This is a genomic window from Vibrio sonorensis (assembly GCF_001854765.1).
Classification (GTDB): domain Bacteria; phylum Pseudomonadota; class Gammaproteobacteria; order Enterobacterales; family Vibrionaceae; genus Vibrio; species Vibrio sonorensis.
Window position 1 is genome coordinate 118,794 of record NZ_LJJE01000022.1, and the last position, 12,887, is coordinate 131,680.

The following is a 12,887-nucleotide window of genomic DNA, read 5'->3' on the forward strand; positions in this document are numbered from 1 at the left end:
CCCAAAAGAGAGTTATCAAGGTTTTGTTATTCGTATTTGGGGGCGGAAATAGCCGACTTCAAGTTACTGCGAACATAAATCAATCGAGCAAACGTTTGCTATAGTTATCCATATTGCCGACAAATTGTACTCAAGTTAGAATCCGCCATCTTTCCGTTCCATAGCTAGAAAACAGAGATATGAAATTTCCCGGTCAACGCAAGTCAAAACACTATTTCCCTGTCCATGCTCGTGATCCTCTAGTGAGTCCATCTCAAGAGAGTAAAAAGATGTCGAGTACTCATATCATTGGTATTGATCAAACGTTGGTGGATATCGAGGCAAAGGTATCTACCGATCTTATCGATAAGTATAGATTGAGCAAGGGACACTCACTGGTTATTGACGACGATACGGCCGAGGCGTTGTACAACGAACTAAAAGAGCACAATCTCATTTCTAATGAGTATGCGGGTGGAACCATAGGCAATACGCTTCACAATTATTCCGTATTAGCCGATGACCGCTCAACACTGTTGGGTGTCATGAGTCAGGATATAAAAATTGGTAGCTATGGTTACCGTTATATCTGTAATACCTCTAGTAGAATGGACCTCAACTATTTACAAGGTGTTGAGGGAGCGATTGGTCGGTGCTTTGCCCTTATTACCGAAGACGGTGAAAGAACGTTTGCGATTAGTGAAGGGCAAATGAATCAGTTAAAACCGAGCAGTATTCCGGAGAGTATTTTTGAGTCGGCTTCTGCTTTGGTACTGACCGCCTATTTAGTGCGCTGTAAACCAGGAGACCCGATGCCTGAGGCGACAATGCAAGCGATAGAGTACGCCAAAAAGTACGATGTACCCGTCGTGCTGACACTGGGTACTAAGTATGTAATCCAAGATGATCCAGAATTTTGGCAAGCATTTTTGCAAGATCACGTTACCGTGGTTGCTATGAACGAGGATGAAGCGGCGGCATTGACAGGAGAATCCGACCCATTGGCAGCATCTGATAAAACATTGGATTGGGTCGATCTAGTATTGTGCACTGCGGGCCCAGTGGGACTGTTTATGGCTGGTTATACCGAGGAAGCGGCGAAACGTGAAACTTCCCTACCTTTATTACCAGGTGTGATTGCCGAGTTTAATCGTTACGAATTTAGCCGACCAGCAAAGCGCTCTCAATGTGAAAACCCATATAAAGTTTATTCGCATATTTCACCGTATATGGGCGGGCCGGAAAAAATAAAGAATACTAATGGCGCAGGCGATGCAGCCTTATCCGCTTTGTTGCATGATATGGCGGCCAATAAATACCATAAAGAAAATGTGCCTAATTCAAGTAAGCATGCTCATTCGTACATTACATACTCCTCTTTTTCTCAAGTGTGTAAGTATTCAAACAGGGCGAGCTACGAAGTTTTGGTGCAACATTCACCAAGGCTTTCTAGAGGATTACCCGAGCGCGAAGATAGTTTAGAAGAAGCGTATTGGGAAAGATAAAAAAAGCTCCCAGTTGGGAGCTTTTTTATTTGAGATAGATGGTGAAATTAGATTAAGAAGTCATCTAATGACTTTCCAGCATCCAGTTGAGCTTGAATTGCAGAAGGTGTTCTACCTTGACCAGTCCAAGTTTTTTCATCACCTGAGTTATCAACATATTTATATTTCGCTGGGCGAGGAGCGCGTTTTGCTTTGCCTTTCGCTTTGCCTTCACCAGCCAATGCAGTAATCAATGCATCAACATCGATACCGTCTTTAGAAATCTGTTCCGCGATCGCCGCTAATTTAGCTTCTTGTTCCGCTGCCGCTGCCAGTTCAGCTTCCTCAGCTTCTTTACGCTCTTGGACTACAGTAGTAAGTTTATCTAATGCTTCTTCTAGTTGCTCTGTCGACAAATCACGTGCGAGAACACGTAGACTGCGAATATTTAATAGTACTTTAGTTAGTTCCGACATACTCATCCTTACTTGAATAAAATAGAGTCGATTGAGAAATACTAAACCCGCATGGTGCGGAATACAATAATAATCTTAAGAATAGATGGGAATAATATCAAATATACTTATAAAAAAAAATTGAAAAAAATATATTTCCTTAGCTAAACAAATATTGCGACTTTCACTCTAGTACTAAACGGTTATTGAAATGGGTATATAACAGTACCGTTTCATATTTAAATTCAAGGTTAATCAAGTGGTTTATGTATTCAATATCTGCTTTAGTTATGTACAAACCGTATGGTTTTAGAATGAATTTTGTAAAATTATTCCTAAAAAGTAGATAAACAGAATAAGGTAAGATTACGAAAGCTCGAGCATAATTCATCAGATCTATTAGTATCCGTTGAGTTTCATTTCCATTGATAACCGCATAAAGTACTTTTTCTGCCAGCTTAATGAAGCTTTCCTTATATTACCATTGAAAGGGGAACTCATAGCACGTGTTCATATTGTTAGGCAAAAACGAGAGAGCGATAGATACGACGAATAAAAACTAACACTGGATAAAGTATCATCTTGTCAGAATTTGTAGAGGCTTCATGACGTTATCATTATAGGTATTAATAAGATTGTCGATCGTATTGCAAATGTAGGTGATTTAAGTACAATGCACGTTACCTAATGCGATTGCAGAGCTAAAATCTTGTCAAGTGCCATTTGATTTGGTTAATAATTCTGCATCGCGGTAGAGGCGCAATATGAATAAGTAACATTTTCTGGGGTGATACCAATGAGAGAATGTAAAAGGTCATATTGCCGAAGTAGATCTGTTCATCAAAGCAGTCTGCTGGGGTTGTGCTCGAATAGGGACAACACTGCCATAGTCTATAATTTTTTAATACTATGGAGCGCTACTGTAGGGTTGGGTGAAGTGTTCGCTTCCCTGTCGCTAAGTTCAACATGTAATAAGCAATCGCTTATTCATCTGCAGTAGATCTCTAACCAAATTAACTGGTTTTTGAAGATCATGAATTTAATTGATTTTGCATCATCTCCTATCTCGTTGATGCCGCCAATTGTGGCGTTAAGTCTTGCGATTATTACACGTCGCGTTTTAGTTTCCTTAGGTGTCGGTATCCTACTAGGTGCTGTCCTACTCAATGATTACTCACTTTCTAATGCTGCAGGCTATATTGGCTCAACAGTTTCAAGCGTGTTTGTAGAAGACGGCGGCTTGAACATGTGGAACATGAGTATTGTTGGCTTTTTGCTACTACTCGGCATGATGACCGCGTTACTGACCCTTTCAGGTGGTACGCGAGCGTTTGCCGAATGGGCTCAGTCTCGTGTAAAAAGTAAACGCGGCTCTAAACTTCTTGCAGCCTTTTTAGGCGTATTCATTTTTGTCGACGATTACTTTAACAGCTTGGCGGTAGGTGCTATCTCACGTCCAGTGACGGATCGCTTTTACGTTTCTCGCGCCAAACTTGCTTATATTCTAGATTCAACCGCTGCTCCTATGTGTGTGATCATGCCAGCATCAAGTTGGGGTGCTTACATCATCACCATTATTGGCGGTATCCTAGTAGCACACGGCATGACTGAATATTCAGCGCTTGGCGCATACCTGCGTTTAGTGCCAATGAACTTCTATGCTTTGTTCGCCATTCTTATGGTGTTTGCTGTTGCTTGGTTCGGACTTGATGTTGGTAAAATGCGCGATCACGAAGTGGCGGCATCACAAGGTCACGGCTTTGAAAAAGATAGCGAAAACGACGCTCAAGAAGCACACGAACTCAATGAAGAGCTCGATATTGAGCAAAGCGAAAAAGGCAAAGTGCGCGATCTAGTACTACCTATCTTGGTACTGATTGTTGCAACGGTAGCGTCAATGCTTTACACAGGAGCACAAGCGCTAGAAGCCGATGGTAAAGCTTTTAACTTGCTGGGTGCTTTTGAAAACACCGATGTAGGTATGTCACTGATATACGGTGGTGTGTCGGGCTTGATTGCCGCCTTCTTGACTGTTGTTGCACAAGGTCTTGCCATGATCGAAATAGTGAGAACGCTATGGATCGGTGCAAAGTCTATGTTTGGTGCAATTCTCATTCTGATTTTCGCTTGGAGTATTGGTTCGGTTATCGGTGATATGAACACGGGTAGCTACCTTTCATCACTCGCGCAAGGAAACATAGGATTACACTGGTTACCAGTTATCTTATTCTTATTGTCTGGTTTGATGGCATTTTCTACCGGTACTTCTTGGGGTACATTTGGCATCATGTTACCGATTGCAGGCGATATGGCCGGTGCAACGGACTTGGCGTTGATGCTTCCTATGTTGAGCGCAGTACTTGCAGGTTCAGTGTTCGGTGACCACTGTTCACCAATTTCAGATACGACCATTCTTTCCTCAACCGGTGCTCGCTGTAATCACATCGACCACGTGGCAACGCAATTGCCTTATGCACTTTCCGTTGCATTGGTATCGTGTGTAGGATTTATCGTATTGGGTATGACCTCATCAGTGCTCTTCTCACTGGCCGCTTCTTTTGCCGTTTTTGTTGCGGTATGTGTGGCATTTTCCATCATCTCCAAATCGAAAATGGAAAATTGTCAAAACGTCTAATTCAGTTGTTTTAGAGTGAAAGAGGAGCATTTGCTCCTCTTTTTTATTTGTATTATACAAAAGTTATTATTTTTAAAATTAAGGGTTGAAAATTTAGCTCAGCTTGTTATTGTGAATATCAAGTAAATCGGAGAAGCCATTCATAAGTATGCGCAATTTTGTCATGAACATTCATCACCATCATCACCCAATATAGTCTTTCGGGAGATGTGCGCGTACCCGGGAGGCAGGAAGCTCCCGGAGGTGAAAAACGATTACTACGGATTTCAAACCCTCGGGAGACCAACAATCTCTCGAGGGTTTTCTAGTTTTAGTCGAGTTGAAAAATATAAATATTAACGAGTTATACAGGGATTTTAGTAATGCAAACACAACGCCTAAGAATCGCTATCCAGAAAAAAGGCCGCTTGAGCAAAGAGTGTCAAGAACTGCTTAAAAAATGCGGTGTAAAGTTCAACATTATGGGTGAGCGTTTAGTCGTTCACTCACTAAATATGCCAATTGATTTACTGCTTGTGCGCGATGATGATATTCCGGGTTTGATCATGGATGGTGTCGTTGACCTTGGTTTTATCGGCGAGAACGAACTTGAAGAAGTACGTTTAGACCGCAAAGCACTCGGTGAGCCCAATGAGTTTGTAACACTTCGTCGTCTAGACTTTGGTGGCTGTCGCCTCTCTATTGCCATTGACAAAGATGAAGTTTACAACGGCCCGCAAGATTTAGCAGGAAAACGTATCGCTACTACTTACCCTCAATTGCTTAAAGCGTATATGGACGAGCAAGGGGTGCCTTTTTCAACGTGTATGTTAACGGGTTCAGTAGAAGTAGCGCCTCGCGCTGGTCTAGCCGATGCCATCGCTGATTTAGTTTCTACGGGAGCAACACTGGAAGCGAACGGTCTTAAAGAAGCCGAAATTATCTTCAAATCAAAAGCAACGCTTATCCAACGTTCTGGCGAGTTTGATGACGAGAAAAGAGCGCTTATCGATAAACTGCTGACGCGTATGCAAGGTGTTCAGCAAGCGAAAGAGTCTAAGTACATTATGCTTCACGCTCCCCTAGCGAAGTTGGAGCAAATTAAAGCGCTTCTACCAGGAGCGGAAGACCCAACTGTATTACCATTGGCCGAAGACAAGAGCCGAATTGCCGTTCACTTGGTCAGTACTGAAAACTTGTTCTGGGAAACCATGGAACAGCTTAAAGAGCTTGGTGCAAGTTCCATTCTCGTTCTGCCAATCGAAAAAATGATGGAGTAAGGCGATGAGAACTGTAGTTTGGCAATCACTAAGCGAGTCGCAGCAAGACTCTATCTTAACTAGACCGGCAATCACCGAAGGGGCAAATATAACTTCGGCTGTCGAAGAGGTAATTAAGCAAGTTAGAACAGATGGTGATAAAGCACTGTTAAATCTGACGGAAAAATTTGACCGCGTTCGCCCAGAATCTATTCGCGTAAGCGAAGCTGAAATTGACGCAGCTTGCGACCGCCTTACGGATAAAATGAAACAGGCGCTGGAGCAGGCATATGCGAATATCTCGAAGTTTCACAAGGCGCAAAAGCCTGAACCGATCAAAGTTGAAACGCAACCAGGTGTTCTTTGTGAGCAAGTTACGCGTCCAATCCAAAAAGTTGGATTGTACATCCCCGGAGGCAGCGCGCCATTACCATCAACCGTTTTGATGTTGGGTGTACCAGCAAAAATCGCGGGTTGTCGAAAAGTCGTTTTGTGTTCACCGCCGCCTATTGCTGACGAAATCTTGTATGTGGCCAAGTTGTGTAACATCGACGAGGTTTACAATGTTGGTGGTGGTCAAGCGGTAGCTGCCATGGCTTATGGAACTGAAACCGTATCGAAAGTAGATAAGATTTTTGGTCCGGGTAACGCGTACGTAACCGAAGCAAAACGCCAAGTCAGTAACGATTTCCGTGGTGCAGCGATAGATATGCCCGCAGGTCCTTCTGAAGTATTAGTGATAGCCGATGAGACAGCCGACCCTGATTTTATCGCCTCAGATCTACTGAGCCAAGCAGAACACGGGCCTGATTCACAAGTGGTACTGGTAACGCCATCACCCGTTATTGCGGATCAAGTTACCGATGCGGTTCGTCGTCAGTTGGAAGAGCTTTCACGCGCTGACATCGCAAGAGAAGCGCTGTCTTCAAGCTTGATTGTTTTATCTGAATCTTTGACTCAAGCGGTGTCTATTTCAAATTACTATGGGCCAGAGCACCTAATTGTTCAGACCAAACAGCCTAGAGAGCTTTTGCCTTTGTTAGACAATGCAGGTTCTATTTTCTTAGGTGATTGGTCACCAGAGTCGGCAGGGGATTACGCATCAGGTACCAATCACGTGTTACCGACTTATGGGTACACCAGAACCTATTCAAGTCTAGGTCTTGCCGATTTTAGTAAGCGTATGACAGTGCAAGAGCTTTCGGCGGATGGACTGAAAGAACTCGCGCCTACAGTGGTGACTATGGCAGAAGCAGAAGGCCTTGATGCTCACAAGCGCGCTGTCACTATTCGTATCGACAAGTTAAACAAGGTTAAGTGATATGGAAAAGTTAGCGAGAAAAAAGGTTCAAGAACTGACGCCGTATCTTTCCGCACGCCGAATTGGTGGTACAGGAGACGTATGGCTCAACGCCAACGAATCGCCTTTTAACAACGAGTACAAGACCGATTTCGCTCGTCTGAATCGATATAGCGAGTGTCAGCCAAAAGAGCTGATCCAAGCTTATGCAAATTATGCGGGCGTCAAGCAGAGCAGACCCTGACATCGAGAGGGGCAGATGAGGGTATCGAGCTCTTAATCAGAGCCTTTTGTGAACCAGGAGAAGACTCAATTTTATACTGCCCGCCGACTTACGGTATGTACTCAATCAGTGCAGAGACTATTGGAGTCGAGCAAAAGACTGTCCCGCTAACATCGGATTGGCAGCTAGATATGGAAGGAATTAAAGCCAACCTCGATTCGGTGAAGCTAGTCTTTGTTTGCAGCCCGAACAATCCGACCGGTAATCTAGTCAACCGTCAAGATATCGTTCAACTGCTTGAAATGACTAAAGCAAAGCCATTGTTGTTATGGATGAAGCCTATATCGATTTCTGTCCAGAAGCTTCGACGGTTGATCTACTGGCAGAGTATGAGAACTTAGCCATATTGAGAACCATGTCTAAAGCTTTTGCCCTTGCAGGGCTAAGATGCGGTTTCACCTTGGCAAACGAAGCGCTTATCAATGTACTCTTAAAAGTTATCGCCCCTTATCCAGTTCCAGTTCCAGTTGCTGAAATTGCTGTTCAGGCTCTGTCAGAAGCGGGACTGGCGCGAATGAAGTATCAGACTCTAGACCTAAATGCCAATCGCGCTTACCTACAAGTAGGCCTAAGCATGCTGGAAGGTGTGCAAGTGTTTGAGGGGTGGGGTAACTACTTATTGGTGAAGTTTGCAGATGGTGACGCTGTGTTTAAAGCCGCGTGGGATCAGGGCATTATTTTGCGCAATTCGCCAATAGAAAATTGCGTACGAATTAGTGTAGGCAACCGTGAAGAGTGCGAGAAAGTGGTCGCATTTATCCGCAACCAGTTGTCGAAAGATGTCGCTTAAGAAAAGGAAGTCGTAGTGAGCAAGCAACAAAAAATTCTTTTTATTGATCGTGATGGCACTCTTATAGTTGAGCCGCCAGTTGATTTTCAAGTTGATCGTTTGGACAAGCTCAAGTTTGAGCCCTACGTGATACCGAGTCTATTAGCCCTTCAAGACGCAGGCTATAAATTGGTGATGGTGACCAACCAAGACGGTTTGGGGACAGACAGTTACCCGCAAGCGGAGTTCGATGCACCGCACAATATGATGATGGAGATCTTCGAATCTCAAGGTGTGAAGTTTGATGATGTACTTATTTGTCCGCATTTTGACGAAGACAATTGCACATGCCGCAAACCCAAGTTGGGTATGGTGAAAGATTATCTACAGCAAGGCAAAGTAGATTTTCAACACTCAGTGGTGATCGGCGACCGTGAAACGGATTTACAGCTTGCCGAAAACATGGCGATCAGAGGCATTCAATACAACCCAGAAACTATGGGTTGGCCAGCGATTGTTAAGGATCTGACTATCAAAGCTCGTGTGTCAGAAGTTATCCGCACAACCAAAGAAACCGATATTAAAGTAAAGGTGAACCTCGACGAGTCGGGTGGCAACAAAATTACTACAGGGCTGGGCTTTTTTGACCACATGCTCGACCAAATCGCGACTCACGGCGGTTTCCAAATGGTGTGTGAAGTAGAAGGTGATTTGCACATTGATGACCATCACACAATCGAAGATACCGCCCTTGCACTTGGTCAGGCACTAAAAGAAGCGCTAGGCGACAAACGTGGCATTGGACGTTTTGGGTTCAGCTTGCCTATGGATGAATGCCTTGCGCAATGCGCACTGGATCTTTCTGGCCGTCCTTACCTTAAGTTTGATGCAGAATTTAGCCGAGAGCAGGTAGGAGATCTTTCTACAGAAATGGTGGTGCATTTCTTCCGGTCACTCACAGATACCTTGGCATGTACACTTCACCTTTCGTCCGCTGGTGACAACGATCACCACATCATAGAAAGCCTGTTTAAATCGTTTGGTCGTACGCTTCGACAAGCAATAGAAGTGAAGGGTAACGAACTGCCAAGTAGTAAAGGGGTACTTTAATGTCGGATCAAAATATCGTCATTATTGATACAGGTTGTGCCAATATTTCATCGGTGAAGTTTGCCATTGAAAGGCTGGGATACAAGGTCTCTCTGTCCAAAGATCCCAAAGTCGTTTTGGCGGCTGACAAGCTGTTTTTACCGGGTGTCGGTACTGCTAGTGAAGCGATGAAAAATCTCGAAGAGAGAGGTCTGATAGACTTGGTGAAACAGGTAGAAAAACCGCTGCTAGGCATCTGTCTTGGCATGCAGCTACTGGGAAAACTGTCTGAGGAAAAAGGCCAAAAAGCCGACCAAGAAGTTGACTGCTTGGGAGTGTGTGAAGGCGAAGTTCGTCTTATGGAGACTGGAGACTTACCTCTGCCACACATGGGCTGGAATACTGTATCCGCACAACCGGGTAACCCCTTGTTCAAAGATATAGAAGAAGGTGAATACTTCTACTTTGTACACAGTTTTGCGATGAGTGTTGGCGAGCAGACGATTGCCTCTTGTGACTACGGTAAACCGTTTACTGCCGCCGTTCAAAATGGCAACTACTACGGTGTTCAGTTCCACCCAGAACGCTCCTCTAAAGCGGGTGCAAAACTCATTAAAAACTTCTTGGAATTGTAAAAGGAATTAGACGTGATTATTCCAGCATTAGATTTAATTGAAGGTCAGGTCGTACGCCTATTTCAAGGTGATTACGGCCAAGTGACCGAATACAAAGTCGATCCGGCCGAGCAATTTAACCTTTATCATCAAGCGGGAGCCGATTGGCTTCACTTAGTTGATTTGACGGGAGCGAAAGATACGACCGCGCGACAGCTCGATCTGATTGCTAAGTTGCTTGACAGTACGCCAGCTAAGATTCAAATCGGTGGCGGCGTGCGCAGCGAACAAGATGTTGTCGATCTACTAGAAGCTGGTGCGCAAAGGGTTGTGGTCGGTTCTACCGCGGTGAAGCAACCAGAGCTAGTCAAAGGTTGGATGAGCAAATACGGCGCAGAAAAAATCGTCCTCGCTTTAGATGTCAACATTGATGAAAACGGAAAGCGGGTGGTTGCTATCTCGGGTTGGCAAGAAGATTCAGGTGTAACAATTGAAGCGCTGATTGATGATTACCTAACCGTAGGCCTTAAGCACGTTCTCTGTACCGATATATCCCGAGACGGCACCTTAGCAGGCTCAAATGTAGACTTGTATGTTGATCTTTGTAAACAGTATCCGCAGGTCGCTTTTCAAAGCTCTGGCGGAATTGGCTCACTAAAAGATATTGAAGCGTTGAAAGAGACCGGTGTCGCAGGTGTGATCGTCGGTCGCGCGTTACTGGATGGCAAGTTTACCGCAGAGGAGGCATTTGCATGTTGGCAAAGCGAATAATTCCTTGTCTCGACGTTCGAGGTGGGCAAGTAGTTAAAGGCGTACAGTTTCGCAACCACGAGATCATTGGCGACATAGTGCCCCTAGCTCAGCGTTATGCTGAAGAGGGAGCTGATGAGCTTGTATTTTACGATATTACTGCATCTAGTGACGGGCGCGTCGTTGATAAAAGTTGGGTATCTCGTGTCGCCGAGGTAATAGATATACCATTCTGTGTAGCTGGAGGGATCAAATCCGCCGAAGATGCAGCGCGCATATTAGAGTTTGGAGCAGACAAGGTTTCTATTAACTCCCCAGCGTTGGCAAACCCCTCTTTGATCACTGATTTAGCGGATAAGTTTGGGGTTCAGTGCATTGTTGTCGGAATCGATTCCTACTTCGACAAGGATACGGGAAAATATCAGGTTTATCAGTTTACCGGTGATGAAGAGCGTACTCGCGCCACAAAGTGGGAAACTCGAGATTGGGTTCAAGAGGTTCAAAAACGCGGTGCAGGCGAAATCGTTTTAAACATGATGAACCAAGATGGTGTGAGAAACGGTTACGATATCGAACAGCTCAATATGGTTAGAGAGGTGTGTAAGGTTCCGCTGATTGCATCCGGTGGTGCAGGAGCGATGGAGCACTTTGCCCAAGCATATCAAAAAGCCAATGTCGATGGCGCTCTAGCGGCATCCGTGTTTCACAAACAAGTGATCAATATTGGCGAACTTAAGCAGTATTTAAAACAAGAAGGCATAGAGGTGCGTGTATGAGTGTTAACCGCGAAGAAGTCAGCGCACTGTCGCAGAGAATTAATTGGGAAAAAGTCGATGGGCTTGTTCCTGCTATTGTACAGGACTTCGAATCGAGCCAAGTACTGATGATGGGATACATGAATCAAGATGCGCTAGAAAAAACAGCGCAGACGGGGAATGTGACGTTTTTCTCTCGTACCAAATCCCGTCTTTGGACCAAGGGTGAAACATCGGGCAACGTGCTACAACTTAAAAACGTGGCGTTAGATTGTGACAACGATACCTTGCTGTTTAAAGTCAACCCAATTGGTCCCACTTGCCACTTGGGTAATACGACTTGCTTCGATGTTGATGCGCAGGAAGAAACCCAGATGGTTTGGCTTCACCAACTTGAGCAATTGTTGGCGTCCAGAAAAGATGCGGATCCAGATTCTTCCTACACGGCCAGCTTGTACGCCCGTGGCACCAAACGTATTTCGCAGAAAGTTGGCGAAGAAGGGGTTGAAGTTGCGCTTGCAGCGACGTCGGGAGATAAGGCGGAGTTAGTATGTGAGTCTGCAGATCTGATCTATCACCTACTGGTGTTGTTACAAGATCAAGGTTTATCGCTCAATGACGTGATTAACAAATTGAAGGAGCGTCATAAATAGGCGTTCAGGAATGTGTTAACATACTGAAAAATTAAAAAGCTGCTTAGGGAAACCTTCGCAGCTTTTTCGTTAACAGGTATCAGGAGAGGTTTATGGCGGGTCATAGTAAATGGGCAAATATCCGACATCGCAAAGCAGCACAAGATGCGAAGCGAGGAAAGATCTTCACTAAGTTGATTCGAGAAATCGTTGTTGCCGCGAAAGAAGGCGGTGCAGAGATCGACAACAATCCGCGCCTTCGAGCAGCAATTGATAAAGCGCTATCGAACAACATGACCCGAGACACCATTAACCGAGCAGTGTCACGAGGTGCGGGTGGTGAAGGTGATGACGGAATGGAAACGGTCATTTACGAAGGATACGGTCCCGGAGGTACTGCGGTGATGGTTGAGTGCCTAACTGACAACCGAAATAGAACCGTTTCAGGCGTCCGACACGCATTTAGTAAATCCGGTGGAAACTTAGGGACGGATGGCAGCGTAAGTTATCTGTTTGAGAAAAAAGGTGTTGTCTCGTACGCTGCGGGCTTGGATGAAGATGTCGTGATGGAAGTAGCGCTGGAATCTGGCGCCGATGATATCGAGACTTCTGAGCTAGGCGCTATTGATGTCTTTACAACACCAGAAGAGTTCGGAGCAGTGAAAGATGCGCTTGATGCCGCCGGTTTTATTGCCGCCCATGCGGAAGTCTCTTTAATACCGTCTACTAAGTCAGAGCTGGATTTAGAAACGGCGCCCAAACTTTTGCGGTTAATCGACGCGTTGGAAGATTTGGATGATGTTCAGGAAGTCTATCACAACGGTGATATATCCGATGAGGTTGCAGAACAGCTATAAAAACAGCCCCTATCAAGGGGCTGTAAATTTATCTGTTGGTCGATAAG

At 44.8% G+C, this 12,887-nt stretch carries 11 protein-coding genes, 1 pseudogene, 1 riboswitch and 1 other annotated feature; of the genes and pseudogenes, 11 read left to right on the forward strand and 1 reads right to left on the reverse strand.

What is annotated here, in order from left to right; translation table 11 throughout:
• Positions 1–179: 179 nt before the first annotated feature.
• Positions 180–1,484, forward strand: coding sequence for an inosine/guanosine kinase (locus BLO31_RS04270; RefSeq protein ID WP_070963037.1), 1,305 nt, complete (start codon positions 180–182; stop codon positions 1,482–1,484).
• A gap of 47 nt (positions 1,485–1,531) precedes the next feature.
• Here the strand turns inward: BLO31_RS04270 and BLO31_RS04275 are convergent, their stop codons facing one another.
• Complete coding sequence (locus tag BLO31_RS04275) at positions 1,532–1,939, reverse strand: H-NS family histone-like protein (RefSeq protein WP_070963038.1); 408 nt, start codon at positions 1,937–1,939, stop codon at positions 1,532–1,534.
• Positions 1,940–2,662: 723 nt separating this feature from the next.
• Positions 2,663–2,846, forward strand: a riboswitch (Lysine riboswitch).
• A gap of 105 nt (positions 2,847–2,951) precedes the next feature.
• Between BLO31_RS04275 and BLO31_RS04280 the strand changes: the two genes are divergently transcribed.
• The 10 genes and pseudogenes from BLO31_RS04280 to BLO31_RS04325 all read left to right on the forward strand — a co-directional run bounded on the left by BLO31_RS04280 (position 2,952) and on the right by BLO31_RS04325 (position 12,840).
• On the forward strand, positions 2,952–4,553 hold the full coding sequence (locus BLO31_RS04280) for a Na+/H+ antiporter NhaC family protein (protein WP_070963039.1): 1,602 nt from the start codon (positions 2,952–2,954) through the stop codon (positions 4,551–4,553).
• A gap of 171 nt (positions 4,554–4,724) precedes the next feature.
• Positions 4,725–4,862, forward strand: a sequence feature (His leader region).
• Between the two features lie 53 nt (positions 4,863–4,915).
• Positions 4,916–5,812 (forward strand): ATP phosphoribosyltransferase, encoded by an 897-nt coding sequence (hisG, locus tag BLO31_RS04285; protein WP_070963040.1) that lies wholly within the window; start codon positions 4,916–4,918, stop codon positions 5,810–5,812.
• 4 nt (positions 5,813–5,816) lie between these two features.
• Positions 5,817–7,112: a histidinol dehydrogenase gene (gene hisD / locus BLO31_RS04290; protein WP_070963041.1), complete on the forward strand. Its 1,296-nt coding sequence runs from the start codon at positions 5,817–5,819 to the stop codon at positions 7,110–7,112.
• 1 nt (position 7,113) lies between these two features.
• Positions 7,114–8,164 (forward strand): annotated as a pseudogene (gene hisC / locus BLO31_RS04295) (histidinol-phosphate transaminase).
• 15 nt (positions 8,165–8,179) lie between these two features.
• Positions 8,180–9,253 (forward strand): bifunctional histidinol-phosphatase/imidazoleglycerol-phosphate dehydratase HisB, encoded by a 1,074-nt coding sequence (gene hisB / locus BLO31_RS04300; protein ID WP_070963042.1) that lies wholly within the window; start codon positions 8,180–8,182, stop codon positions 9,251–9,253.
• A complete protein-coding gene (gene hisH / locus BLO31_RS04305) occupies positions 9,253–9,867 on the forward strand; it encodes an imidazole glycerol phosphate synthase subunit HisH (protein WP_070963043.1) in 615 nt (204 codons plus the stop codon). The genes hisB and hisH overlap by 1 nt, the downstream gene beginning before the upstream one ends.
• Before the next feature lie 12 nt (positions 9,868–9,879).
• Positions 9,880–10,617 (forward strand): 1-(5-phosphoribosyl)-5-[(5-phosphoribosylamino)methylideneamino]imidazole-4-carboxamide isomerase, encoded by a 738-nt coding sequence (gene hisA / locus BLO31_RS04310; protein ID WP_070963044.1) that lies wholly within the window; start codon positions 9,880–9,882, stop codon positions 10,615–10,617.
• Positions 10,599–11,372 (forward strand): imidazole glycerol phosphate synthase subunit HisF, encoded by a 774-nt coding sequence (gene hisF, locus BLO31_RS04315; RefSeq protein ID WP_070963045.1) that lies wholly within the window; start codon positions 10,599–10,601, stop codon positions 11,370–11,372. Before hisA ends, hisF begins: the two co-directional genes overlap by 19 nt.
• The gene (hisIE, locus tag BLO31_RS04320; RefSeq protein ID WP_070963046.1) at positions 11,369–12,004 is read left to right on the forward strand and encodes a bifunctional phosphoribosyl-AMP cyclohydrolase/phosphoribosyl-ATP diphosphatase HisIE; all 636 of its coding nucleotides are present in this window, start codon (positions 11,369–11,371) and stop codon (positions 12,002–12,004) included. The genes hisF and hisIE overlap by 4 nt, the downstream gene beginning before the upstream one ends.
• A gap of 92 nt (positions 12,005–12,096) precedes the next feature.
• Positions 12,097–12,840, forward strand: coding sequence for a YebC/PmpR family DNA-binding transcriptional regulator (locus BLO31_RS04325; protein ID WP_070963047.1), 744 nt, complete (start codon positions 12,097–12,099; stop codon positions 12,838–12,840).
• The last annotated feature ends 47 nt before the right edge of the window (positions 12,841–12,887 follow it).